Annotated in this window: 25 protein-coding genes, 1 tRNA gene and 1 pseudogene; 13 read left to right on the top strand and 14 right to left on the bottom strand. The window is 67.6% G+C overall.

The features are described from left to right. Positions 1 to 881 (top strand): dolichyl-phosphate-mannose--protein mannosyltransferase (locus ACFOYY_RS35805; RefSeq protein WP_386195662.1); only part of this gene is annotated, 881 nt, incomplete at its 5' end. Positions 882 to 991: 110 nt separating this feature from the next. Beyond that, entirely contained in the window at positions 992 to 2206 is a 1215-nt protein-coding gene (locus ACFOYY_RS35810) for a hypothetical protein (protein ID WP_352014158.1), read from the top strand. A gap of 63 nt (positions 2207 to 2269) precedes the next feature. On the opposite strand, the gene ACFOYY_RS35815 is transcribed toward ACFOYY_RS35810, so the two are convergent. Both ACFOYY_RS35815 and ACFOYY_RS35820 read right to left on the bottom strand, forming a co-directional pair. Continuing rightward, positions 2270 to 3364 (bottom strand): L,D-transpeptidase, encoded by a 1095-nt coding sequence (locus tag ACFOYY_RS35815; protein ID WP_386195664.1) that lies wholly within the window; start codon positions 3362 to 3364, stop codon positions 2270 to 2272. A 197-nt stretch (positions 3365 to 3561) separates the two neighbouring features. After that, positions 3562 to 4296, bottom strand: a complete 735-nt coding sequence (locus ACFOYY_RS35820) for a Clp protease N-terminal domain-containing protein (protein WP_386195666.1) — start codon at positions 4294 to 4296, stop codon at positions 3562 to 3564. Between the two features lie 92 nt (positions 4297 to 4388). Here ACFOYY_RS35820 and ACFOYY_RS35825 point away from each other — a divergent pair, with 92 nt between their 5' ends. Next, the gene (locus ACFOYY_RS35825; protein ID WP_386195669.1) at positions 4389 to 4928 is read left to right on the top strand and encodes a DUF4240 domain-containing protein; all 540 of its coding nucleotides are present in this window, start codon (positions 4389 to 4391) and stop codon (positions 4926 to 4928) included. Positions 4929 to 4972: 44 nt separating this feature from the next. Here the strand turns inward: ACFOYY_RS35825 and ACFOYY_RS35830 are convergent, their stop codons facing one another. Next, positions 4973 to 5398 (bottom strand): nitroreductase family deazaflavin-dependent oxidoreductase, encoded by a 426-nt coding sequence (locus ACFOYY_RS35830; RefSeq protein WP_362918661.1) that lies wholly within the window; start codon positions 5396 to 5398, stop codon positions 4973 to 4975. 196 nt (positions 5399 to 5594) lie between these two features. Between ACFOYY_RS35830 and ACFOYY_RS35835 the strand changes: the two genes are divergently transcribed. Further along, positions 5595 to 5906 (top strand): DUF6059 family protein, encoded by a 312-nt coding sequence (locus ACFOYY_RS35835; RefSeq protein ID WP_386195671.1) that lies wholly within the window; start codon positions 5595 to 5597, stop codon positions 5904 to 5906. A 14-nt stretch (positions 5907 to 5920) separates the two neighbouring features. Here ACFOYY_RS35835 and ACFOYY_RS35840 read toward each other — a convergent pair whose 3' ends face one another. Beyond that, the gene (locus tag ACFOYY_RS35840; RefSeq protein WP_386195673.1) at positions 5921 to 6823 is read right to left on the bottom strand and encodes a LysR family transcriptional regulator; all 903 of its coding nucleotides are present in this window, start codon (positions 6821 to 6823) and stop codon (positions 5921 to 5923) included. Positions 6824 to 6921: 98 nt separating this feature from the next. On the opposite strand from ACFOYY_RS35840, the gene ACFOYY_RS35845 reads away from it, so the two are divergent. Continuing rightward, a complete protein-coding gene (locus tag ACFOYY_RS35845; RefSeq protein ID WP_386195675.1) occupies positions 6922 to 7290 on the top strand; it encodes a YybH family protein in 369 nt (122 codons plus the stop codon). 20 nt (positions 7291 to 7310) lie between these two features. On the opposite strand, the gene ACFOYY_RS35850 is transcribed toward ACFOYY_RS35845, so the two are convergent. Continuing rightward, positions 7311 to 8180, bottom strand: coding sequence for a helix-turn-helix transcriptional regulator (locus ACFOYY_RS35850; protein WP_352014166.1), 870 nt, complete (start codon positions 8178 to 8180; stop codon positions 7311 to 7313). Positions 8181 to 8365: 185 nt separating this feature from the next. On the opposite strand from ACFOYY_RS35850, the gene ACFOYY_RS35855 reads away from it, so the two are divergent. After that, entirely contained in the window at positions 8366 to 9433 is a 1068-nt protein-coding gene (locus tag ACFOYY_RS35855) for an aldo/keto reductase (protein WP_352014167.1), read from the top strand. Here the strand turns inward: ACFOYY_RS35855 and ACFOYY_RS35860 are convergent, their stop codons facing one another. The 4 genes from ACFOYY_RS35860 to ACFOYY_RS35875 all read right to left on the bottom strand — a co-directional run bounded on the left by ACFOYY_RS35860 (position 9434) and on the right by ACFOYY_RS35875 (position 12164). Then, positions 9434 to 9931 carry a DoxX family protein gene (locus ACFOYY_RS35860; RefSeq protein ID WP_386195678.1) on the bottom strand — a complete coding sequence of 166 codons (498 nt, stop codon included), beginning with the start codon at positions 9929 to 9931 and terminating at the stop codon, positions 9434 to 9436. Positions 9932 to 10041: 110 nt separating this feature from the next. After that, entirely contained in the window at positions 10042 to 10692 is a 651-nt protein-coding gene (locus ACFOYY_RS35865; protein WP_352014169.1) for a hypothetical protein, read from the bottom strand. 20 nt (positions 10693 to 10712) lie between these two features. Beyond that, complete coding sequence (locus ACFOYY_RS35870) at positions 10713 to 11285, bottom strand: RNA polymerase sigma factor (RefSeq protein WP_352014170.1); 573 nt, start codon at positions 11283 to 11285, stop codon at positions 10713 to 10715. Positions 11286 to 11831: 546 nt separating this feature from the next. Then, a complete protein-coding gene (locus ACFOYY_RS35875; protein WP_386195681.1) occupies positions 11832 to 12164 on the bottom strand; it encodes a hypothetical protein in 333 nt (110 codons plus the stop codon). Positions 12165 to 12234: 70 nt separating this feature from the next. On the opposite strand from ACFOYY_RS35875, the gene ACFOYY_RS35880 reads away from it, so the two are divergent. From ACFOYY_RS35880 to lepB, 4 genes are all read left to right on the top strand, one after another. Next, complete coding sequence (locus tag ACFOYY_RS35880) at positions 12235 to 13164, top strand: ADP-ribosylglycohydrolase family protein (protein WP_386195683.1); 930 nt, start codon at positions 12235 to 12237, stop codon at positions 13162 to 13164. Beyond that, positions 13161 to 13823 carry an SDR family NAD(P)-dependent oxidoreductase gene (locus ACFOYY_RS35885; RefSeq protein ID WP_352014173.1) on the top strand — a complete coding sequence of 221 codons (663 nt, stop codon included), beginning with the start codon at positions 13161 to 13163 and terminating at the stop codon, positions 13821 to 13823. The genes ACFOYY_RS35880 and ACFOYY_RS35885 overlap by 4 nt, the downstream gene beginning before the upstream one ends. Before the next feature lie 235 nt (positions 13824 to 14058). Beyond that, positions 14059 to 14379, top strand: coding sequence for an antibiotic biosynthesis monooxygenase family protein (locus tag ACFOYY_RS35890; RefSeq protein WP_352014174.1), 321 nt, complete (start codon positions 14059 to 14061; stop codon positions 14377 to 14379). 234 nt (positions 14380 to 14613) lie between these two features. After that, positions 14614 to 15084: a signal peptidase I gene (gene lepB / locus ACFOYY_RS35895; protein WP_386195876.1), complete on the top strand. Its 471-nt coding sequence runs from the start codon at positions 14614 to 14616 to the stop codon at positions 15082 to 15084. A gap of 162 nt (positions 15085 to 15246) precedes the next feature. Here lepB and ACFOYY_RS35900 read toward each other — a convergent pair whose 3' ends face one another. Then, the gene (locus ACFOYY_RS35900) at positions 15247 to 16461 is read right to left on the bottom strand and encodes a WD40 repeat domain-containing protein (RefSeq protein ID WP_386195686.1); all 1215 of its coding nucleotides are present in this window, start codon (positions 16459 to 16461) and stop codon (positions 15247 to 15249) included. Positions 16462 to 16600: 139 nt separating this feature from the next. Between ACFOYY_RS35900 and ACFOYY_RS35905 the strand changes: the two genes are divergently transcribed. The 3 genes and pseudogenes from ACFOYY_RS35905 to ACFOYY_RS35915 all read left to right on the top strand — a co-directional run bounded on the left by ACFOYY_RS35905 (position 16601) and on the right by ACFOYY_RS35915 (position 20468). Continuing rightward, positions 16601 to 17194 (top strand): hypothetical protein, encoded by a 594-nt coding sequence (locus ACFOYY_RS35905; protein WP_386195688.1) that lies wholly within the window; start codon positions 16601 to 16603, stop codon positions 17192 to 17194. Positions 17195 to 18137: 943 nt separating this feature from the next. Then, positions 18138 to 18686, top strand: coding sequence for a hypothetical protein (locus ACFOYY_RS35910; protein WP_352014177.1), 549 nt, complete (start codon positions 18138 to 18140; stop codon positions 18684 to 18686). 541 nt (positions 18687 to 19227) lie between these two features. Beyond that, positions 19228 to 20468 (top strand): annotated as a pseudogene (locus ACFOYY_RS35915) (IS256 family transposase). Positions 20469 to 20833: 365 nt separating this feature from the next. Here the strand turns inward: ACFOYY_RS35915 and ACFOYY_RS35920 are convergent. From ACFOYY_RS35920 to ACFOYY_RS35935, 4 genes are all read right to left on the bottom strand, one after another. Further along, positions 20834 to 21403 (bottom strand): hypothetical protein, encoded by a 570-nt coding sequence (locus ACFOYY_RS35920; RefSeq protein WP_386195690.1) that lies wholly within the window; start codon positions 21401 to 21403, stop codon positions 20834 to 20836. Between the two features lie 99 nt (positions 21404 to 21502). Next, positions 21503 to 21579: transfer RNA gene (locus tag ACFOYY_RS35925), tRNA-Ala, on the bottom strand. Between the two features lie 70 nt (positions 21580 to 21649). Continuing rightward, positions 21650 to 22411, bottom strand: coding sequence for a divisome protein SepX/GlpR (gene sepX, locus ACFOYY_RS35930; protein ID WP_386195691.1), 762 nt, complete (start codon positions 22409 to 22411; stop codon positions 21650 to 21652). Positions 22412 to 22535: 124 nt separating this feature from the next. Further along, positions 22536 to 23189 carry a GNAT family N-acetyltransferase gene (locus ACFOYY_RS35935; RefSeq protein WP_352014343.1) on the bottom strand — a complete coding sequence of 218 codons (654 nt, stop codon included), beginning with the start codon at positions 23187 to 23189 and terminating at the stop codon, positions 22536 to 22538. Positions 23190 to 23246: the final 57 nt, after the last annotated feature.

Below are 23246 nucleotides of genomic sequence, written 5' to 3' on the forward strand. Positions count from 1 at the left end.
CCGGAGTGCTCCTGGGCGCCGCCTGCGCGGTGAAGTGGTCGGGAGTGTTCTACCTCATCGCCTTCGCGGTGATGACACTGCTGTGGGACGCGGGAGCCCGCCGCGCCGTGGGGCTGCGCAGGCCGTACAGCGGGGCGCTGGGCAAGGACCTGCCGACACTGCTCGGAGCGGTCGGCCTGCTGCCCGCCCTCACCTACCTGGTCTCCTGGACCGGGTGGTTCATCAGCGCCACCGGCTGGGGCCGCAACTGGGCGCAGGCCACCTCACAGGGACCGGCCTTCTTCGTCTTCGACTCCATCCGGTCGTGGCTCAACTACCACTTCCAGGTGCTGAGCTTCCACACCGGCCTGTCGACCCCGCACAACTACCAGTCGGAGCCGTGGAGCTGGCCGCTGCTGCTTCGCCCCGTGGCCTTCTTCTACGAGGGCCCCAAGAACGCCTGTGGAGCCGATACCTGCTCACAGGCCGTCCTCGGCGTCGGCACCCCGGTCATCTGGTACGGCGGGCTCGCCGCCCTGGTCGCCATGATCGCCTGGTATGTGGCCACCAGGGACTGGCGGGCCGGAGCCGTCCTGCTCGGCTACGCCGCGGGCTGGCTGCCCTGGTTCTACTGGGCGCTGGCCGACCACCGCACCATGTTCATGTTCTACGCCATTCCCATGGTGCCGTTCATGGTCCTGGCCATCACCCTGGCGGCCGGGCTGATCATCGGCCCCGCGGACGCCATACCGTCGCGGCGGCTGCTCGGCTCCGTGGTGGTCGGCGCGTTCACGGTGATCTCGATCATCAACTTCTGGTGGCTCTATCCGGTGCTGACCGCCGAGATCATTCCCTACGCGGATTGGAGTTCCCGCATGCTCTTCAAGAAGGGGTGGATCTGAGCTCCGGCTCACGATCCGCTTAGCACCGATTTCCTAGGGTAGGCGACGTGCGCGATCCATTACGTCACGTTCATCGTCAGGGCAGGCCCGCATACGGCAGACTTCGAAGCATGCCTGCACCGGACGTGGCCGCGCTTCTGTCCGAGCTTGAGCGGTCCGAGCCCGACTGCGCCGAGCGCGCCCGTAACGCGGTCGACTGGCTGACCGGCGGCGAGCCGTTGGAGACGATCACCGAGCTCAACGTGTGCGAGTTCCTCTGGTACACGCTGCCGACCAAGGCCCGCGGTGACCGGGCCGCGATCGCCCATGCCCTGAGCCGCCTGCTGCGCCTGGGCGGTCTCGAACGTTACGCCGCGATCTGCGTCTCCCCCACCACCACCAGGATTCTGCGCGTCTACGCCCACGCCGGTGAGGAGGCCGGGATGGCCGCCTACCAGAGCGCGCTCGACGCCACCGGCGTGCTCCCGCCCGACGTCCCCGAGCTGCGGTGGAGCTCGATCATGGGTCCCGAGGAGCTGGGCGCGCACGGCGCCTGCTCGGCCGCCCTCGAACTGGCCATCGTCTCGGGACAGCTGAGTCCCGACTCGCGGGAGCGGATCGCGCTGACCCGCCGCTGGCTCACCACGCCCCGCGCCGAACTCGGCGGGGACAACTGGCTGCACCGGGTCCAGGGCGAACGGCTCAACCGCTGGGTGCTGGGCAGGGGCACCGCGTGGCGCGAACTCGCCCAGCCCTTCGAGGTGTGCCTGCACGCCCCGATCCCCGCTCCGGAGAAGGACCACCTCGAAGCGCTGCGGTGGCTGCTGAGGGTGGGCGACAGGCCCGGCGGCGTCTCACTGACCCAGCGCCACAACCTGGCCCGCGCCGTGCTCGCGGAGAGCACCTGGAGCGCCGGGGAACTGGCCGCGGCCAGGGAGATGGCGCAGACCCAGCTGGGCGCGCTGCACCGGGTCGGCAGACGCCTGGTGACCACCTCGATCGGGCAGCGACTGCTGGCCGACCCCGTCCTGCTCTGGGAGTCCGCGGCGGCCGCGTTGCTGACGCCGGTGCCGGGAGAGAACGACTTCGGCGCCTCGGCGCGGGAGGTCGCGCTGATGCTGCTGGTCGACGGCTCCCCCGCCGAGCGCGAGCACGTCACGGCGGTGATCGACTGCGAGAAATGGCAGGCGGCCGAGGTCGAGGCCTCGCTGACCGAACTCGGGCGGCGTCTGGACGCCTTCGGGCTCAGGGTCGGGGGCAGGCTGACGCCCGCGGGCCGTTCCGCCGCCCTGGCCGCCCTGCGCAACCACGCCCTGCGCCCTCGCCAGTACGTCAACCTTCCCTGACCGGACGGGCCCGGCTCTCCGTGTCGTGGAGAACCGGGCCCGCCGTACGGGAAGGGGTGCGTGTCAGACGCCGCTCTCCTGGCCCGCCTGCTCCTCACCCGTGTCCGGGGGCGTCGCGGGCGCGCTGGGCGTGGGGGTCGGCGTGGGGACCCCGGCCGCGGGCAGGGCGCTGCCCTTCTTCCACTCGGTCCAGCTGAGCTGCCAGAAGCCCCAGCCGTTGCGCCAGTCGAGCTTGCGCTTGGTGCCGGCGATCTTCACGACGTCACCGCGCTGGGCGATGCCGTAGAACCACTTGGCGCCCTCGGGCGTGGCGCGCACGCAACCGTGGCTCTGGTTGGAGCGGCCGAGGTACTGGTAGTAGCCCGCGCTCTGGTGGACGTACTCACCGCTGTCGGAGATCCGCACCGCCCAGGGGATCTCCTCCTTGTAGTAGCGCGGGTCCTTGGGGTCGGTGACGCCGAGCCAGGAGGAGGTCATGGTCTCGACCGCCTTCTTGCCCATCGTGAGGTGGACGCCACTGGTGGTGAGGTAGACGTCGACCCCGTTCTTGACCAGGCCTCCCCGGCCCGCGCTGATCGGGATGGTCTTGGCGAGCTTGCCGTCCCGGTAGACCTTCATCAGGTGCCTGGTGGTGCTCACCGTCGAGATGTTGGCCGTGCCGATCGCGAAGCGGCGGCTGACGTCCTTGGCCGCCTCGTTGCCGGGGATCTGGCTCAGGCGGGCGGTGAAGAGGACCTTCTGGTGCGGCTTCCAGTAGGTCTTGGTGCGGTAGATGACCTTGCGGTCGGAGACCCAGCGCCAGGCGCCCTGGACCGGCTTGTCCGCCTGGACCTGGAGGACGGCCTCGGCCGCGGCCCGCTTGGCGACCGCCCTGTCGAAGGTGACGATGATCGGCGCGCCGACGCCGATCCGCTCGACCTTCTCCCCCATGGGCGTGATGTCGGCGATGCCGAGTATGGGCTTGCCACGTCGTGCGGTCTTGGCGGCCTTACCCGCCGCGGGAGGCGGAACCGCCGCCTTGTCCGCGGCCGATGCGGCGCTGGACACGGACACGGGCGCCGCCTGTACAGCCGAGCCGCCCTCCCCAGCGCAGGCCGCAACGGCGGCGAGGGCCACGAGGGCGAGCGAGGCCTGGGCCGTCCGCCTGATGGTCTTCACGGTCTGCTCCTCATATGCATGCTTCCGCGCCCGTTTGAGCTACTGGCGCGCTCCATATGTGAGACAACCGAAAACCGCGTTATGCGTACCGGATCACGCAACGATTAGATAACAGAGTGATTGGTGGGGTTTGGCAGCGTTCCCACCAGGGGGAACGCCGCGACCGTCGAACAGCCGCGGCGCCCCGGAGGATGAGGTCAGCCCTGGCCCTTCCGGGCGGCGAGGAAGGCTGCGAGGTCCTCCCCGATGCTGGCCTCGGCGGCGGCCTTGTCGATCCCCAGGCCCGACAACACGCCCTGGCCGTCCTCGAATTCGAGCAGGGCGAGCAGGAGGTGCTCGGTTCCGATGTAGTTGTGCCCCAGGCGCAGGGCCTCCCGGTGGGTGAGTTCCAGCACCTTGCGCGAGCGCGCCTCGTACGGGATGAGGTCCGGCACCTCGGCCGCCGCCTCGGGCAGCAGGGCGACCACGGCCTGCCTGAGGGCCTCCGGCGTGACCCCCTGCCTGCCGATCGCCTTGACCGCCAGCCCCTGGGGCTCGGCCAGCAGGCCCAGCACCAGGTGCTCGGGGAGGACCTCGTCGTTGTTCGCGGCGTGGGCCTCGTTGTGCGCGGCCATCACGACGTTCCGCGCCCGATCGGTGAACCGGCCGAACATCTGGCCGAGGTCGCCGGAGGCGTCGCCCTTGGCCACGAAACGCTTCTGTACCGCCTGCTTCGTCACCCCCATGCTTCTGCCGATGTCCGTCCAGGAGGCGCCGGAACGCCTCGCCTGGTCGACGAAGTGACCGATCAGGTGGTCCGCCAGCTCACCCAGGTGGTCGGCGACGATGACCGCCCCGGAGAGCTGCGTGAGCGCGTCCGAATGGGACTTCTTGATGGCCTCGATCAGATCGTCGAGGCGAACCTGGTTCGTCATGCGAACTGAATCCGTCATGCGTCAACCATAGGTTGACGCCATGTGGTCGTCAACCCAAAGTTGACGCCATGGATCCCTTTTTCGTCCGCCTCCTCTGGCACCATCCAGCCATGGACCAAGACGACTTCTGGGCGACCATCGAACGAGCCCGTGCCCTGGGCGGCCCTCTCCACGAGGCCCTGGAGACGGTCCTGGCGGACATGCCGGCCGAGGCGGTCGTCGACTACAGCCAGCACTACGACGAGCACGGGGCGGCGCTCCACCGCTGGGACGTCTGGGCCGCCGCCTACCTGATCGGCGGTGGTTGCAGCGACGACTCCTTCATGGACTTCCGGGCCGGCGTCATCGCCCAGGGCCGTGAGTGTCACCGGATCGCCCTCACCGGCCCGGACCGCCTCGCGGACCTTCCCCTCGTCCTGGCGGGCGACGGCGAGGACCTCTTCTACGAGGACTTCGTCTACGTGCCCGCCAACGCCTACAGGCGCCTCACCGGCGGTGACGACCTGTTCGCGGCCCAGAGGACGCGATACCCGCAGCCACTCGACGAGCCGGACATGGGCGAGGACTTCGACTTCGACGACCCCGCCGAGATGCGCCGCCGCCTGCCCCGGCTGGCGGCCCTGTTCCTGGACGACTCCCCCCGCACATGAGACGCAGGGCCGCCTTTCACAGAAGGCGGCCCTGCCCGGTGAGCTCAGTGAGCGCGCAGGACGACCATGGGGATGACCCGTGTCGTCTTCTCCGCGTAGTCGTTGAAGCGCGGGTTCTCCGCCACCATCAGGGCGAAGAGCCGGTCGCGCTCGGCGCCCTCGGCGGGAACCGCGGTCGCCTGATACTTCTCCGCGCCGATCTCCACGGTCACCTCCGGGTTGGCCACCAGGTTGTGGTACCACGCCGGATGCTTCGGCGCCCCGGCGTAGGAGGCGGCCACGGCGACCGTGTCACCGTCCCTGACGTAGACCGCCGGGGTCGTGTGCGGCCTGCCGCTCCTGGCCCCCACCGTGGTGAGCAGAAGGAGGTCGGCCCCCTCGAAGAAGCCTCCGACCTTCCCCTTGTTCGCGCGGAACTCCTCGATGACGGCCTCGTTCCGGCTCTTCGGCGTCGGTGCGTCTGTGGACATATGTCGACTCCTCTGTGGGACGTTGACGGGCTCGTTCCAAACGATCCCTGTTCATGGAACACGATGGCACGCGTCGTATCCCGCGACGTTCGCGGGCGCTTCCGAAGACAGCCGGGACGAAAGATGTGGGAGGTGCCGCCGTCGTGGGCATGATCTCCGTCACCACACCAGGGCCGGACAAGGAGCGACGATCGCCGTGCGACCGAACAGACCCGCGCCGTCATGGAAGCTGAGCCGGAGGCTGCTGCGCCTGGCCTTCAACGTGGCGGAGCACATCGGCCCTTCGCTCGCCTCGATGCACTGGCACATCCCGCGTGAGGCCTACGCCCCGCCCGCCGAGCCCTGCGACCGCTGCCCGTCGCCCTTCGGCCCGCCGCCCGGCCACCCGGAACGGCTGATCCCGGAGGTCGGAGCCACCAGAGCCGAGCGCGCGCTCTGGGCCCAGCTCGACCTGGGCGCCATCGCGAAGTCCAAGGCGTGGAGCCAGCGCCGGTGCCCGCACACGTGAGGCCCTGACGGCGGTCAGTCCCCGTCCTGCGAGGGGTCCACGCCGGCGAACGCCCGCCTGCCGTACGCGAGCAGCTCACGCACGGCGGGGTTGTGCGTGTCCCGCCAGACCAGCGCGAGCAGCGCGGGCACCTCGGCGTCCTCGATCGTGAGGGCCGCGAGCCGGTCGCGGTGCCAGGCGGCCATCGAGTCGCTGAGGACCGCGACCGCCAGGCCGCGGGCGGCGAGGTCGGCCACGGCGTCGGCGGCACTGGCCTGCAACGCGACCACCGGGGTGAGGTCGCGGGCGGCGCAGGCCCGGTCGAACACCGTGCGCAACCCCGTGCCCGGCGGCATGCACACGATCGGGTGGGCGGTCAGGTCCCGCAGGGTGACACTCGGCCGCTCCGCCAGCGGGTGACCGTACGGCACGGCCGCGACGAGTCCCTCCCTGACGACCGTCAACGCCTCCAACCCCTCGGGGGTCGTGCCCGCGCTGCCGGCGAGGGCCAGGTCGGCGGTGCCCGCGCGCACCTCCTCGACGAGCCGGTCGGAACCTGCCTCGAACAGTGAGATCTCCACCCCGGGATGGGCCCGGTGGAAGGCCGCCAGGGCGTCGAAGAGCGGCGTGACGGTGCAACCGACGACCATTCCGACTGTGAGGCGCCCCCTGACCAGGCCGGTCACCTCCCCCACCGCCCGGCCGAACGCGGCGGCCCCGGCGAGCGCCGCGCGGGCGTGCCCGAGGGCGGCCTTACCCGCGACCGTGAGGGTCACGACGCGCGCCGAGCGGTCGAACAGCTCCGCCCCGACCTCCCGTTCGAGCTGCCGGATCTGGGCGCTGACCCCGGACTGGCTGATGCGGACCCGCTCGGCCGCCCGGGTGAAGTTGCGCTCCTCGGCGACCGCGACGAAGTACTCCAGCTGCCTCAGTTCCATAAGCATGGATTCTAGTTACGAGAAGAACAATCTGTTGGACTTCTGAAAAGGGGGTGACAAGACTGGAGAACGTCCGAACCGACGACCAGGAGGACCCCATGACGGAGTACGAGAAGGCCATGCGCCCCGAGGACATCACCCGGCTGTTCGTCGAGCGGTCCAACGCCGGTGACGCGGCCGGGGTCGCCGCCCTCTACGAGGAGAAAGCGGTCCTCGCCTACCCGCCCGGCGGCCGGACCGTCGGCCGGGAGGCGATCCGCGTGCTGTGGGAGAAGGTCCTGGCCAACCGGCCGCGCTTCGAGGCGGAGGAACCGCTGCCGACCCTGGTGAGCGACGACATCGCCCTCACCTCCACCCCGCCGAAGGACGGCTCGGGCGCCCGGGCCCAGGTCGTACGGCGCCAGCCCGACGGGAGCTGGCTGCGCCTGCTCGACCAGCCCGAGTTCGTCACGCCTCCCGCTCGCTGAACCCGCGGCCTTCGAGGGTCCTACCCGACGGCCCGGTGGAGCGTGCGCCGGCCGTCCTCGGCCTCGCGGGCGATGGCGTCCAGGGCGGCCTGCGAGGCCGCGTCGGAGGCCCGGTAGATGACGAGCCGGTGACCGGGGTCCTGCAACGGGTTCAGCACCTCGAAGTCGACGGTGAGCGGCCCCACCCTGGGATGCATGAGCGGCTTACGGCCCCGGCCGTTCACCTTCACATCACGGAGCGCCCACAGACGGACGAACTCCTCGCTCTGCTCCTGCAACTCGGTGACCAGGTCGCCCAGCGCGGCGTCGTCGGTGTGGGCGGCCCACGCCGCGCGCAGGTCGGCGATGCCCTCGCGCATCACCCGCTCACGGTCACGGTAGAAGTCGTGCAGCCCGGGGTGGACGAAGCAGAGCCAGAGCGAGTTGCGCTGCCGGGCGGGCACGGCGCCGAAGTCCAGCATCAGCGCGGCCATCTCACGGTTCCAGGCGAGAATGTCGAACCGGTGGTCGAGCAGCATGCACGGCAGTGGCGACAGGTCGTGGACCAGCCGGGCGACCGGCGGGGGAACCTGCCTCGACGGCGGAACCCGGGTCACCGCCCGCTGCCCGACCAGGTCGAACAGGTAGGCCCGCTCGTCGTCGCTCAGCCGCAGCGCCCTGGCCAGGCCGTCCAGCACCTCCGGCGAGGGGCGCAGCCCCCGCCCCTGCTCAAGGCGGATCACGTAGTCGACGCTCACCCCGGCCAGCTCGGCGACCTCCTCGCGCCTGAGGCCGGGAGTGCGGCGCGAACGTCCGCTTCGCGGAAGCGCGAGGTCGTCGGGTGCCAGCCGTTCACGGCGGGTGCGCAGGAACACCGCCAGCTCGTTGGTCACGTACGCGTTGCCGTTCACCGTCTCGATCCTACCTCCGGCCCCCTGGAAGAGCCGGTCCCCGGGCCTCGACGCCGATGTCGCCGTTGGGCGGGCGAAGGCCTCCGGTTGCCTGGGAGAGCCAGTCCCAGGAAGGACCTTCACTGGTTGGCCGTACGTGATCGTTCCAGCATGGGAGAAACGAATCCGGCACACAGGAGGCCATCGTGTCCGAACCCGTCTCCCTCGACCTCTACCGGCTGCTCGGCCGTTCCGGCCTGCGTGTCTCCCCTCTCTCCCTGGGCACCATGACCTTCGGGTCCGACTGGGGCTGGGGATCGGACAAGGACGAGGCCCGGCAGATCTTCGACGCCTATCTCGACCGGGGCGGCAACTTCGTCGACACCGCCAACCAGTACACCAACGGTACGGCGGAGCGGTTGCTCGGCGAGTTCGCGCACGGCCGCCGCGAACGTCTGGTGCTCGCCACGAAGTACACGCTGGCCACCCGCCCCGGCGACCCGAACTCGGGCGGCAACCACCGCAAGAGCATGATCGACTCGGTCGAGGCGAGCCTGCGCAGGCTGAACACCGACTACATCGACCTGCTCTACCTGCACGCCTGGGACGGCACCACCCCGGTCGAGGAGGTGCTGCGCGCCATGGACGACCTGGTCAGGGCGGGCAAGGTGCTATACGTCGGCATCTCCGACACCCCCGCCTGGCAGGTCTCACGCATGCAGGCGATCGCCGACCTGCGTGGGTGGAGCCCGCTGATCGCGCTGCAGATCGAGTACAGCCTGATCGAGCGGACCGTCGAGCGTGACCTCATCCCGATGGCGCGTGAGATGGGGCTCGGGGTGATCCCCTGGTCCCCGCTCGGCAGTGGCGTGCTGACCGGCAAGTACACCCGCGCCGATCTGGAGACCGGGGCGGTGTCGGCCACCGCCGAGGGGACGCGGAAGGACATCGCGGTGTCCAACGGCTCCCTGACCGAGCGTGGTCTCGCCATCGCCGACGTGGTCAAGGAGGTCGCCGCGGGCAGGGGCGCCACGCCCGCGCAGGTCGCGCTCGCCTGGACGCTGCTCAACCCGGCGGTCACGTCCTCGATCGTCGGAGCCAGGACCCTCAAGCAGCTTGAGGACAACCTGGGCGCCCTTGAACTGCGCCTCACCGAGGACGAGGTGACCGCCCTCGGCGAGGCCAGTGCCGTCGAGCTCGGCTTCCCGCACGCGTTCCTGACCAGCCCGATGCCCCAGGGCCTCATCTTCGGCGGCACCAGGGTCGCGCGCTGATCAACGCACGGCGGAGGGCTCACGCGTCCTGCGCGCCGCGACGCCCGCGGCCCACAGCGCGACGCCGATGTAGAGGATCTGCTCGGGGACCCGCTGCCACAGCGGTGCCGCGGGCTCCCCTCCGAGGGTCGTCCCGGCCAGCACGGCGTAGACGTTGGCCGGGAGCATGAGCACGAACAGCAGTGCCAGGCAGATCCCGGCCGCCCGCCGGGTGGCGGGAAGCACCAGCCCGACCGCCCCGGCCAGTTCCAGGACCCCGGTCAGGTAGACCACGAAGGCGGGCAGCGGGACGAACGGCGGAACCATCGCCACCATGTCGGCGTGGTTCGGCATGAACGTCACGCTCGACGGGACGAAATGGGCACTGGCCGTCATGACCAGCATGACGGCCAGCCCGCAGGCGGCGCTCATCCTCCAGGTGGCGAAGCGCGCCACGCCGAACACCGCCCCCGACAGACGGAAGCACAGCGTGGCCACGAAAAGAACGATCACGGTCATAGAACTCACCTTCCTTGGATAGTGATGTTATCCAACGTTCGATAGTGGCGCTACCTAACGAACTTCGCCGGTGAGTTCCGTGCTCCGCGGTGGCCCGCCCTGCCCGGGGATCAGCTCCCCGCGGGCGGGAGCCCCTCGGGGCCGATCACGTCCCAGGACGGATCGTCGATGACCACACAGGGCTTGACGGGGCCGTCGGTGACCTGGAAGAGGAACTGCCACAGCGCCCTCGGCTTCTCCGGACCCGAGGTCTGGTCATCGTTCTCGGTGAACTCCATGACCACGGTCCAGTTCGGCTTGATCTTCTCCGGGTAGATCTTCAGGCCGCCCCCCGGCACGGTGTCGTACGCCTGACGTGAGGGCGTGCCCTCCATCGCCTCCAGGACCCGCTTCCTGACCCCGGGGTCCTTGCTCCGTAGCTCCTCGGGGGTGAAGGACGGCTCATCGATGGTGGTGAACCGCCCCGGGGCGCACCTCTTGCCGGGTCGGACGTAGGAGACGTCCGCCTTCACGCCCAGATCGGCGAGGTCCCGCTCGACCTGGTCCGGGTTCCGGAACTCGTTGATCTTCAACGTGATGGATCCGTCCGGGTTCTCGGTCAGCGCGTACGCCGAGCTCTCCGTCCCCATGACCATCGGTACGGCCACCAGCGCCGCGGCGGCCAGGCCCGCCACCGCCACCCCCGTCAGCAGCCGTCGGCGCATGGGCCTGCGGACGGGCCCCCGCGCCATCCGCTCGCTCATCTCTGTCTTGAGTTCCATGAGCAGTCTCTCCTCGAAATTCATCGGAGTCCTTCCATGACCGTGGGGGAGGTGACGCCGGGAGCGTGGCGCAGTGCGCGGCGGGCGCGGTACAGCCGGACCCTGGCGGTCCCCTGCCGGATGCCGAGCGCGGTCGCCGCCTCAGGGATGGAGAGCTGGTCGACGACGACCAGTTCCAGGACGGCGCGTTCGCTCTCCGGCAGACCGGCCATGGCCTCGAAGGCCCGCCGGGCCGGGCTCTCCGCGTCCAGACGTTCCTCAAGCCGCAGCAGGTCGTCCGCGTCGAGGAGCCGCCGTCCGCTGATCCTGCTGGTGAGACGCAGCTCGCTCGCCGTCCGCCGCCGCTCCGCGGACAGGGTGTTGCGCGCCACGCCGTACAGCCAGCCGATCTCACTGCCCAGGCCAGAGCGGTAGGTGTGCGCCGAGTCGAGCACCGCGACGAAGACCTCCGCGACCAGGTCGGCGACCGTGTGCGGATCGTCCACCCTGCGGGCCATGAATCGCGTGACCGCTTCGACGTGGCGCCTGTAGAAGGCTTCGAAAGCCTCGGGATCGGTGGAGATCTCCACCGATCCCGTGTGTTTGAGGCGCACTGGCCGCGCTCCCTTCGTCGTCCTCCCGAACACGTCAGTGCTTGGAAGAAGGCAAAAGAAGCGTTACATGCCCAACCCCCACGATCCCGACAACCTTCGGCGTCCTCCGGTCACGTGAGGAGGCGAGCATGCCCCTGGGGCCGAGCGGTAGGCGCCGGCGAAACCACGATGAGACGCCCGGGCAGCTTCTCCAGGTCGTACCTCCGCCGCCAGGTGAGGATGCGCTCGCCGTCCGGTGCGGCGGAGGGCCGACGCGCGCCCGCCGTGATCACCCCGCTCGGAGCAGGCGCGGTCGCCGTACCCGCCTTGCTCGGAGGCAGATCCTTGCTCAGAGACAGATGGAGCCGGGCCGCGGGATCCGTCGCCCGGCCGATCGGTTCGAGGTGCTTTCCGGCCGTCCGCGCGGAGGACACCCGTCCTGGCGCGCGGTCACCGTACCCGGCCGGAGGGCCACTGCGACCCGGCGGGAGAACCTCCGCGACTCGGCACGGAGCCGCCATGGCTCAGCGGAGAACCGCCGTGACTCAACCGGAGAACCGCTGTGACTCAGCTGGAGAACCGCCGTGCGAGGTCCCGGGCCCATCGTGCGGCCTCGGCCGCCTGGTCGCCGGGGACGGGCGCGCCGGGCATCCGGCTCAGGCGCTCCACCTGCTCGGCGAAGCCGAGACACTCCCGGTGCGCGTGCTCCCGGCACGGCAGACAGGTGACGCTCTCCGGGCGGAGCGAGGTCATCGCGTAGAGCACCTGAAGCCCGCACCCGGTGGTGACGACGCTCGGACTGTCGGGCACGAGCCCGAACGACGAAACGATCACATTGCGAAAGTCGGCACCGGCCCGCAACACCTGCCGCCCGACGTGGACGTGCGGATCAACCTCCACACCGCCTCCATTCGAGTCGTCTGCAAATGAGACTAACGCGGTCCACCGGGCCGGTCAGTACCCTGCTGTTGTGGATCACTTGGAGCGTGCCGCCGGGGCGGTCGTCGGTTCGGCGGTCGGTGACGCTCTGGGCGCGCCTTTCGAGTTCGGTCCACCAGGTGCGTTCTCCGCCCGCTTTCCGGCGCCTGGCTCTGGAGACGAGATGAGCGAAGGCGGTGGTTGGAATGCCGGGGAGGCCACCGATGACACACAAATGGCTGTTCACGTCGCCGAGTCGCTTCTGGAACGCGGCGGCCTGGACCTGCCGGACATCTTCACGCGTTTCCTGCGCTGGGCGGCCGACGACCCCAAGGACATCGGGCTGCAGACCGAGGACGTCCTGACGCGTGGCCTGCCCTGGGATCAGGCCGCCGTCGCCCACTACCGCAGCAGTCACCGCGCCGCGGGCAACGGCTCACTGATGCGGGCCACCCCTTCAGCGGTGTACTTCGCCCCCAAGGGACGGCACGTCACCATGGACGCCGCCCGCCGCATCGCCGCCCTCACCCACGGCGACCCCGCGGCCTGGGAGGGCACCGCGATCTTCCACGACCTGGTCCGCGCCGCCTTGAGCGGTGTCGACCCGTTGGACTCCCTTTCCCTGACCCTCTCCGCCGTTCACCCCGACCACCGGGAGCGATACGCCGTCGTCCTGGCGCCGGACTGGCATCCCAGCCAGGCCACCGAGTCCAACGGCGCCGTCTGGGCCTGCCTCGGTTCGGCGGCATGGGCTCTGCGCACCACCCGGGGCTACGAGGACGCGGTCCGCGCCGCGATCGACCTGGGCGGCGACACCGACACCGTCGCCGCGGTCACCGGCGGCCTGGCCGGGGCCGTCCACGGGTTGGCCGCGATCCCGACTCGCTGGACCGAGCCCCTCCATGTCCCGCTTCCGGGAAGCGGCGGCCGGGTCCTGCGCCTGTCACACCTGCTCGACCTCGCCCATGGGCTGGCATCGTGAACGTACTGGTGACCGGGGCCACGGGTGGGATCGGGAGGGTGCTGGTCGACGCGCTCACCGAGGCGGGACATCGGGTGATCGCCGTGGGCCGTGACGTCGGGCGGCTCGACGTCCGTGGCATCGAGGCCGACCTGGCCGAACCCGCCACCCTGGCCGCCGCGCTGGAAGGGCTGGAGGACATACAGGCGCTGGTGCACTGCGCGGGCGTCTCCCCCGTCGAGGCCGTCGCCGAGAGCGACCCTGAGACGTGGCGGCGGACCCTGGCGGTGAACGTGGCCTCGGCCGCCGAGCTCGTACGGCTGACGCTGCCCGCGTTGCGTCGGTCCGGAGGTCACGTGATCTTCGTCAACGCCTCGCCCGGGATGACGGCGGTCCCCCGCTGGTCGGCCTTCGTCGCCAGCAAGGCGGCGCTGCGGGAACTGGCCGAGTCGCTGCGCGCGGAGGAGGCGGCCCACGGGGTGCGTGTCACCACGGTCTTTCCCGGGGGAACGGCGACCGACCTGCTCGGAGAGGTCAGGCACGCCTTCGGGCGCCCGTACGACCCCGGACTGTGCATCCAGCCGCGGTCTCTGGCCGCGATGATCGTCTGGGTTCTGAACGCGCCCCCCGACGCCTACGCCTGCGAACTGTCCGTACTGCCGGCGCCGCATTCGCCCTGACAACAGCGGGCTTTTCCCAGCCGTTCCGCGGACCGGGCAGCACCACAAGAACCAGGACGGTCGACGAAGCAAGGAACGCCCGAATGGAATTATAACGGTCGGTGATCGCACGATTCCGTTCGGCGGCGCCATATCCCCCAGCAGGGGCATTCGGCCCGGCAGAAAGCAACTCCGGCGAGCGGGACCCTCTCTGATATCAAGCGCGCCAAAACGGAATTGTCAGTAGCATAGACGCATGACGCCTATTACACCCCCCTACTACGCGGTGATCATCACCCAGAAGCTGAAGGACACCGGCCTGGAGGGGTATGACGAGATGGCGGCCCGGATGGTCGAGCTCGGCACCAAGTGGCCGGGCTATCTGGGCCGTGAGTCCGTCGCCAGAGCCGACGGCCACGAACTGACGGTGATCTACTACGCCGACGCCGAGTCGATCGCCGGCTGGAAGGCGGACGTCGAGCACCTGGAGGCGCAACGACTCGGACGCGAGCGCTGGTACGAGTACTACGACGTTCAGATCGCCCGGGTCGAACGCGCCTACAGTTTCAGGTCCTGAACATTCACAAGGCACCTCTTTCCGCCTGGCGGCGACGTATCCATAACCTGGGACCGAAGCCCGTGTTCCGGGTCTCCCTCTGGGAACGAAACACGCGCCGTGGAGGCGGAATGAGATCGTGACAAGAATCGCCAGTTCAGAACTGCATGTGACTCGGATAATGCCCGGGTGGTATTCAAAGGACTGAGGGCCCTACTCGTGGTGTTACTCATCCTCCCCACGACCGCCTGCGGGATGGTGGAGGACATCACGGGAAGAAGAGGCTTCCGAACCGGAAGTGCCGCGATGGAGCCCACCATCAAGAAAGGTCAGCACTTCATCGCCCGCATGGTCGGCGCAGACTTCGTTCCGAAGACCGGTGAGGTCATCCTCTACCGGCCACCCGCGTCCTGGACCGACCCGAGTTCCCAGCCGGACACCGGTTTCCGCATAGCGCGGATCATCGGCGCTCCCGGAAACTCCGTCAGTTGCTGCGACGCCACCGGGAAGGTGGTGGTCGACGGACGCTCGCTGTCCGAGCCGTACGTGTCCGCACATCCGGCCTCCGCCGCGGACTTCGAGCTCGACGTACCGCCGGGCCGACTCTGGATCATGGGTGACAACCGCGACATATCCGCGGACTCGCGCTATTACCAGGACACCGCCGAGCACGGCACGATCGCGGTCTCGGACGTCGTCGGCGTCGTGGACACCAGATCCAGCTGAGCCTCAGGCCGGGTCACCCGGACGACCTGTCGGTGGGCCTCCCTGGCTTCCGTGAGCGATGGACACCGCGTCGAACCGAGACAGCCGTGAGGAACCAGGGGCGCCCGTCGTCCTCGGTGAGACAGACCTCTGTGTGGGATCACCCGTTGCGACAGACGTGACTCATCTCGCGTAGGCGCTCAGATCCCGCACCCGCACGTCGCCGTCGCCATCCCCGGTGACGGCGACCGCTTTTCCACCCACATGTCCGACCGCTACGTCTCCGACCCAGTTGGCGTATCTCATTCGTTCGCCCAGCGGTCTGTGCGTACGTAGATCCCAAACCCGCACGGCACCGCCGCCGTTTTCGTCGTCGCCACCGCCGGTGAGGGCCACCGGCCGACCGTTGATCTCTTCGACCACCACTGTCCTGACCCCATGGACATGGCCGGCCGCCATCGGTGCACCGATGAGCCGGTGGGTGGTCAGGTCCCACACCCGAACGTCCTTATCGTCGCTGGAGACAGCGATCTGTCTGCCGTCCACCCGGCCAAGCGCGACATCCCCGACGCCGGCGCCGTTGGTCATCGGATCGCCGATCTGTTCGCGGGTGGTCAGGTCCCACATGCGTATCGTGCCGTCAACGCTGCCGGTGACGGCGACCGCTCGACCGTTCACCTCTCCGAGCGCCACAGTCGAGACGAAGTCGGTGTGTCCGATCATCGGATCGCCGAAAGGTTCGTGTGTGGCCAGGTCCCACACCCACACAGGCAGTTCATAGCCGGAGTCGCCCCAGCCCGCCGCAACGACGACGACGGCTCGACCGTTCACCTCCCCGACCGCAAGAGCATCGACGCGTTCGGTGTTGCCGAGCCTTATCGGTTCACCGACGAGGCCGCGCGTAGCCAGATCCCAGATCCGTACGGTGTTGTCGTAGCCGCCTGTGACGGCGACCGGCCTGCCGTCCACTTTCCCGAGTGCCATCGCCACGACGCCCTCCGGGTGAGCGACGATCGGTTCGCCGATCGGATCGCCTGTGGTCAGGTCCCACACCCGCAAGGTGGTGTCGTCGGGGCCACTACCGGCGCTTACGGCGACCGGCCTGCCTTCCAGTTCCCCCACTGCCGCCGCCCCGACAGGGTCGTCGTGATGCCCCAGCAGATCGAAGGAAGGCCACACGACGACGGCCAACGCTCCCAGAAGTGCCAGTGCGACGACCCACCGGAGACTTCGACGGAAGAACGACGGTCGCGCCGATACGGCTGTCGGCTTCATGGAGCCGGACCGAGCGGAGGGGAAAGATCGGTCGTCCACCGAGGGGTCACCCATACCCGGCGCGGTTGGACCGCCGGCAGAGGCATAGGAACCGTCCGTGTCCAGCCGCACCAGATCAGACACCACTCACCGTCCCTTGTGGCCGGTTCTCAGCCCGAGGGCGACCGGAGGAGTCAAACGATCACAGACGGCCGAGAGTAATGGCAGTACTCCCGGCACACCAGATCATGCAGACACCCTTGTTCTCCACCACAATGATCATGTGATCGATTACTACCGTGGCTTCTTCGAGCGGCATCAGTGGCTGGAGAACGGTCTCTCCTGGACCGTGGTGCTGCCCCTCAACGAAGAGATCACGGTGGATGACCTTCTACGGCGGCTGAACGGAGGTCGCGACCCCGAGCAGCGCGTCATGGACCATCCCGGGGAAGAGGCCATGGACGAAGGCCGCCCCGTACTCCTCCTCTCCGAGGGAGAAGGAACCTGGGGCTTCCTCGAACTCGCCTACGGCTTCGGCCTGTCCGACCGCGTCCTGACCGAACTCAGCAGGGAGTCACGCGTATGGATGGTGACCTGGCACTTCAACGGGGGATACACGATCCTCTACGCGGCCGACGGCAAGATCAGGGCACGAATGCGCGACTTCGTCTTCACCGAGCACCGCATTGAGGAGGGTGATCCGAGCACATTGACCGACTTCCGCGCCATGCTCGACACGCTCGGCCCGGAGGACTACCGCGGTAAGCGCAGTGCGGCGTTCGCCTTCATCGAGGCGGCCACCGGCATGGACCTGGACGGTGAGTTGCCGGTTGTGGAGAACGCCCCCGTCGTCATCCTCGACAACCCCGACGCCTGACCCGGTCATCGGCCACCGCCCCCGTCACGGGTGACGGCTCACCCGTTGCGAGGACGTTCGCTGACTCCGCCACACCTGTCCAGGGCTCGCTACTGAGATTAGATCTCTGGAGTTAGGCCAGTTCGAGAGGTAGACCGGTCTCGTTCGCTGATCTTCTCTCTAGCCGTGCGCGACCGGTCCTCTGTGCAGTTCAGCCTCCAATCGCTTTCGCTGCTGCTCGGTCACCTGGCATGGCCACCCGACCGCCCCCCTTTGAGGCCAAGGCGGCGGTTCCTCCTGTCTGCCAGGCGCGATACCAGCGGTTGGCAGACATCGGCGAGACCTGCAACATCTTGAGCTATCTGGGCCTGCGACGTTCCATCCGCGAACATATCCGCCGCACGTAGCCACATTTCCTCACGCCGTTCTCTATTTCGGGCGGCCAGTCCACCACCTTTGAGATATCCCATAATCACGATATTCAGAGCACAAAGCATCAAATAACCATAAAACACCCTCGATGACGCAGCATTCGAGATCTAATCTCAATAATCACTAGTGGACAAAAACAGCTAGAAGGTTGCAAATCCTCTAAATTAGAGCAAAGGTCCATAAGTGCGACATTTGCAGCCGCCAGCCCCATCTAGCGCACCGGCATGATCAATTTTCAAATCACACCCCTCGCGCCTGCGCTTACCGCCCGGAAGCGCACCTCACTCCATGCTGTTTTTATGCGGACGAAGCAAACCCTTGTGTGCGTCTAGACGTTCATGTTATGAATAGTTCCCGCTGGGACAAGGCTCATCAATGCCCGAGGTTCACACTCCCCCACCTATTTCATGCGGGCGAAGTTCGCATACAGAGGTTCGCCAGGCGTAGCACGGATTCGGACTCAGACCGTTCGCGAGCGCCACCCGAAGGCCGACAAATTCCTGTAAGCATCTCTCTGGAATCGGGTAAAGCAATGGAAGTAAACATCTTCAACGTCGGCATTGACCTGGTGACAAAACTGATCGATTTCATCAAGAGCTGGCCGAAATGGCTCAAGACCACTGTTGCAATCTTACTGATATTAGGACTCCCCCTTACCGGGTTTTTTGTAGGTGTCCGATACGCTCTCCCATCACCCTCTCCGGGCGGCATAGATGTGGCGAGATACTGCAAGTCTCTTAACTTCAACACAAACAATAGGGATCTATGCTCGTCTGACGTAGATCTTACCGATGCGTGCAACTGGCAGTACAAGAGAAACGATCTCTCTATCGTCTTTACATCCGCCAACCCGAACAGCGGGATTTGCACGGACCCCCAGAGCAGTCCCATCGGCGGCATAAACGACATGGCAGGTTACTGTCGCTATAAATACTCACCCAGCACCACCGTCGAGGCGGCGCTTTCGGGCAATACTTGGAATTGCCAGTTGAAGGTCAACCCTGACTCTGCCTGCAATTGGCAATACCAAAGGAACGATCTAGAGGCTCGTGAGGAAAACGGAATCCTGTACTGTTATTAGTGGGCTCGGGTTCCCCTAGTAAAACGGCGCAGAGCAGACCCCAGGAACCTAATTAAACTGAAGCAACACAACGCCGGCCACCTCACCTTCCTGGTTATCCAACATCGCCAACACCCCACAGCAAAAAGAGCCTCCGCTTCGACGGACCCCCTTCCAATCGATCCGCAATAAAACAAACCAACGGACGTTTTCTGGCATATAACCTGGTCCGAGGCGACACAATCAAAAAGGCGGACAAGCCATCGGCCGACCTAACCATCCAGCCCGCCAAAATAGGAACGTTTTCAAGATGGGGGCTCGTCCCCTAACCCTTCGATGCGAAGCCAAGTCACCGGGGTCCGAACAGTGGCCGACGTCGTCTGACGTCGTGGAAAAAGTCCCCGGCGGTCCGTGGTTATCCGGGCCTCGTCCGTGGCCATGGTTGCGTCCACGGAGGTGGTATACGAGTTTGACCTGGTCACAAGAGTGGCGCCAGGAAATGGTGACGGTCATCGCGTGATCCTTCGAGTATCGAAGATCAAGTTCGAAGGAGAACCAGGCGATGGCCGCAGACAACAGTGTGACGCCCGCGCAGTGGCTGGCGAAGCAGATCGAGACCGGCGATCCGGATCTGTTGCGATCCATGGTGAAGACCATGGCCGAAGCGTTGATGTCGGCCGAGGCCGACGGCCTGTGCGGCGCCGGATACGGCGAGCGGACCGACGAGCGCACCAACCGCCGCAACGGCTACCGCTCCCGCGGCTGGGACACCCGCGCCGGAACCGTGGAGCTCGCCATTCCCAAGCTCCGCTCGGGCTCCTACTTCCCCGATTGTCTGCTGGAGCGTCGACGGCGGGCCGAGCAGGCCCTGATCAGCGTGGTGGCCACCAGCTACCTGCTGGACGTCTCCACCCGGCGGGCCGACAAGCTCGTCGAACAGCTCGGCATCAAGACCATCTCCAAAAGCCAGATCTCCCAGATGGCCAAGGTGCTCGACGAGCAGGTGGAGGCCTTCCGCACCCGCGCGTTGGACGGCGGGCCGTACGCCTTCGTGTGGCTGGACGCCCTGACCCAGAAGGTCCGCGAAGGCGGGCGGATCGTCAACGTGCGCGTCCTGGTCGCCACGGCCGTGAACGCAGGCGGCAACCGGGAGATCCTCGGGCTGGAGGTCACCTCGGCTGAGAACGGCGCCGGCTGGCTGACGTTCCTGCGGGGCTTGGTGCCCGCGGCCTGGGCGGGGTGCAGCTGGTCGTCTCCGACGCCCGTCCTGGCCTGGTCGAGGCGATCGGCGCGACCTTGGCGGGCGCGTCCTGGCAGAGATGCCGCACCCACTACCTGCGCAACCTCTTGACGACCGTACCCAAGTCGGCGCAGCCATGGGTGGCCACCCTGGTGCGCACCATCTTCGACCAGCCCACCGCCGAGCAGGTACGCGCCCAGCATGCCTGGGTGATTGATGCCTTGGCGGCGAAGTATCCAGCCGCGTGTAAGCACCTGGAAGCCGCCCGCGAAGACCTGCTGGCCTTCGCCGCCTTTCCCAAGGAGACCTGGCGGCAGGTCTGGTCGAACAATCCGCAGGAGCGGTTGAACAAGGAGATCCGCCGCCGCACCGACGTGGTCGGGATCTTCCCGGACCGGGCCGCGATCGTCGGGCTCGTCGGTGCGGTTTTGGCCGAGCAGACCGATGAGTGGACCAAGGCCCGCCGCTCCATGGGGCTCGACATCCTGGCCAAATGCCGGATGCGCGTCCTTGCCGGCGACACACCGGCCCACAAACCGCTACCGCAGACACTTACCGCTTAACCTGCAGAAACAGGATCACGCGAAGGTCAGCTCATACACCACTTCGCTGGACGTGACCAAGACGGAGCTCGACGCGCACAACGTCCAGCGCTCCTTCCGAACCGTGCTCGAGAAAGCGGGCCTGAACGCCAGGGACTGGACACCTCGCGAGCTGCGGCACAGCTTCGTCTCACTGCTCTCGGACTCCGGGGTTCCCCGGAGAACATCTCCCGCCTGGTCGGCCCGCAACACCTCTATGACGGAGACCGTCTACCCCAAGCAGCTCCGCCCGATGCTCCTGGAAGAGGCCGAAGTGATGGACCATATCTCCGGGACGTTAACTGGGCATACGGCAAAAGGCCGCTTCCACATATGGGGAACGGCCTTCACATGTGGTCAGCGGCCGCTGAGCGAAGAGCCGCGAGCACCTGCGCGCCCGGGTAGCCGCTGAGCTCCGGAAACCTCCAGCGGTGGTAGCAACTCCAGTAGCTGGCGGCACGCTGCCGCGTCAAAACCATGAAGTCCGGGTTGTCGGCCGTGAAGCGCCCGTACCGCTGTCGTTGCCAGGTACCGGGAGTCTCCACTCCGGCAAGTCCTACTCGCACCACATCAATGATCTCGATGACATACTCGCCGACCAAGGTGACGACGAACGGCACAACCCAGTCAGCGTCAGTGGAGATCACCTTCTCCACGTACCGCTGGCGTACGTAACCACTCTGATGGCGGGTGAGCAGGCAGTCCAAGATTACCCGGGCTACCTCGCCGAGGTCGTCCATCGCTCCAGACGAGGGCGGGTCCTCATAGATCCGGTACGGGATCTGCGACCACTGCCCCCGCACCGACACGTCAAAGCCGTCCACCGGCGCATAGCGGGAGGGCACCAGCAGTCGCACGGCCTGCTCGACCTCGGCGCCCAGTTCGGGGGGAAACGCCTTCACCGCAGCATCGCGCAACCTCGTCCACCTCGCCCCCGCATCACCGGTTTCCGCATGGCGTAGTCACCCAGCAACGCAGAAGGCCGCTCCCGATCTCTCGGAAGCGGCCTCTTGTCCTGGTGGAGATGAGGGGATTCGAACCCCTGACCCCTTCGATGCGAACGAAGTGCGCTACCGGACTGCGCTACATCCCCGAAGACGTCCCCTAGATTAGCAAACATCCGGAGGCGCTCGCGCCATCCGTGCATCGGGGTGTGGAGGAGATCAGTCGCCGACCGCGCGGCGGTTCGGTTCGGCGTACTGGTCGAAGATCTCGTCGCGGTGGGCCGACAGGTCGATGATCTCGGCGGCCGGGCGCCGTGTCTCAAGCTCGGCCCGCCTGCGGGCCCGCCTGGCGCGTTCCGCACGCGCCTGAGCCGCGGCCTGACGACGCTGGGCGTCGAGCCGTACGGCGCTCCTGAGAACCACCAGATAGAGGCCGAGAAGGGTCACAGAGGGCGCCACGCCCCACCAGGGGATGACCTGAACAGAGGCCGTCACCGTTGAGGCGACGACCAGGAGAAAGCACCACAGGGTCAACCGTCTGCGTTTGGCCACCCGTCTGGCCCGGCCACGCAGTTCCGCGCGCCTGCGTTCCGTGGCGGAGCGCCGTAGGGGCCGGGTGGACGGGGCGGGGGTCCCACGAGGCGCGGACGCCTCCGACGAGGTCTCCCGGAAGCCGGACGACGCCGCTGCCGGACGATCGGACGCTCCGGCCTGACGGGAGCCGGACGACTCAGCCGGACGGGGGTCGGACGGCCTGTCCAGGTTTTCCCGGACGACCGGGGCCGACGGCGCCGAGGGGAGAACGATGTCACGCTGCGTTTCGACCGAGTCCTCTGAGGGCAGTTCCTCCTCGTCCTGAACGTACGGCTCGGCGTCCTCGGTGAGTTCGGTGAAGGCGGCCCGGTCGCGACGCAACCACATGGGCACGAGCACGCACAACCACATGACAACAATGGCCAGGTACAGAAGAACGCTGCTCACGGCCACCTCCGGGCAGCATGGAAACGCCTGGGGTCCTTTGGCGTCTCCAATGTGCTCACGTCACGCACAGTAAGACCGCGTGTCACTATTTGACGAGTATTCAGTGCGGTGTGTCGCGAGATCTTCAAGCCTCTTCATGGGGAGGGCCACCATGAGCCGCCGCCTCCCGGGCCCTGCGCCAACGCACCAGCAAACCTCTTGGTGCGTCTTCAACCGTGAGCGCGTAACAAATGTGGTCGCGCCAAGCGCCATCTATGTGCAGCTGGCGCCGTCTTATGCCTTCCTCCCTAAACCCCAGTTTTTCAACCACCCGTCGGCTCGCGTGATTTTCCGGACGGATATTCGCCTCAACCCGGTGCAGACCGGTGGTGAAGAAGCAGTAGTCGACCGCCATCGCCACGGCGGTCGGGGTGATGCCCCGGCCCGCCAGGGCGCCGTCGATCCAGTAGCCGATCTGAGCCGACCTGGCCGAGCCCCAGACGATGGCGCCGATGGTGAGCTGCCCGGCGAAGGCGCCACGGTAGGTCATCACCCAGGGCAGGGCGAGCCCCTGTCTGGCCTCCCTGCGCAGGGTGCCCGCCATCGAGATGTAGGGGCCGAGACCGGTCCGGAAGAGCGGGGTCTCCGGATTGCTCGGCTCCCAGGGGCGCAGCCAGCCGGCGTTGCGCAGCCGCGTCTCGCGCCAGACACGAACGTCTCGCAGGCGCAGCGGCCGGAGTCCCACCGGGCCCTCCGTCAGGGTCACCGGCCAGCCACGAAGTCGATCCACGTTCCCCATCATCCTCCCAAGACGCGCCGACGTGCCATGGAGTCCCCCGGCCTGTCAGCGTGTGCG

The organism is Streptosporangium jomthongense (assembly GCF_042650425.1).
Classification (GTDB): Bacteria; Actinomycetota; Actinomycetes; order Streptosporangiales; family Streptosporangiaceae; genus Streptosporangium.

What these genes read in the sequence shown, in the direction of transcription:
- ACFOYY_RS35830 (WP_362918661.1), bottom strand. Translation starts at nt 5,398, where the DNA reads ATGTCCACAGACGCACCGACGCCGAAGAGCCGGAACGAGGCCGTCATC.
- ACFOYY_RS35845 (WP_386195675.1), top strand. Translation starts at nt 6,922, where the DNA reads ATGACGGAGTACGAGAAGGCCATGCGCCCCGAGGACATCACCCGGCTG.
- ACFOYY_RS35890 (WP_352014174.1), top strand. Translation starts at nt 14,059, where the DNA reads ATGACGCCTATTACACCCCCCTACTACGCGGTGATCATCACCCAGAAG.
- ACFOYY_RS35865 (WP_352014169.1), bottom strand. Translation starts at nt 10,692, where the DNA reads ATGGAACTCAAGACAGAGATGAGCGAGCGGATGGCGCGGGGGCCCGTC.
- ACFOYY_RS35860 (WP_386195678.1), bottom strand. Translation starts at nt 9,931, where the DNA reads ATGACCGTGATCGTTCTTTTCGTGGCCACGCTGTGCTTCCGTCTGTCG.
- ACFOYY_RS35840 (WP_386195673.1), bottom strand. Translation starts at nt 6,823, where the DNA reads ATGGAACTGAGGCAGCTGGAGTACTTCGTCGCGGTCGCCGAGGAGCGC.
- ACFOYY_RS35935 (WP_352014343.1), bottom strand. Translation starts at nt 23,189, where the DNA reads ATGGGGAACGTGGATCGACTTCGTGGCTGGCCGGTGACCCTGACGGAG.
- ACFOYY_RS35910 (WP_352014177.1), top strand. Translation starts at nt 18,138, where the DNA reads ATGGAAGTAAACATCTTCAACGTCGGCATTGACCTGGTGACAAAACTG.
- ACFOYY_RS35820 (WP_386195666.1), bottom strand. Translation starts at nt 4,296, where the DNA reads ATGACGGATTCAGTTCGCATGACGAACCAGGTTCGCCTCGACGATCTG.
- lepB (WP_386195876.1), top strand. Translation starts at nt 14,614, where the DNA reads ATGGTGGAGGACATCACGGGAAGAAGAGGCTTCCGAACCGGAAGTGCC.
- ACFOYY_RS35825 (WP_386195669.1), top strand. Translation starts at nt 4,389, where the DNA reads ATGGACCAAGACGACTTCTGGGCGACCATCGAACGAGCCCGTGCCCTG.
- ACFOYY_RS35810 (WP_352014158.1), top strand. Translation starts at nt 992, where the DNA reads ATGCCTGCACCGGACGTGGCCGCGCTTCTGTCCGAGCTTGAGCGGTCC.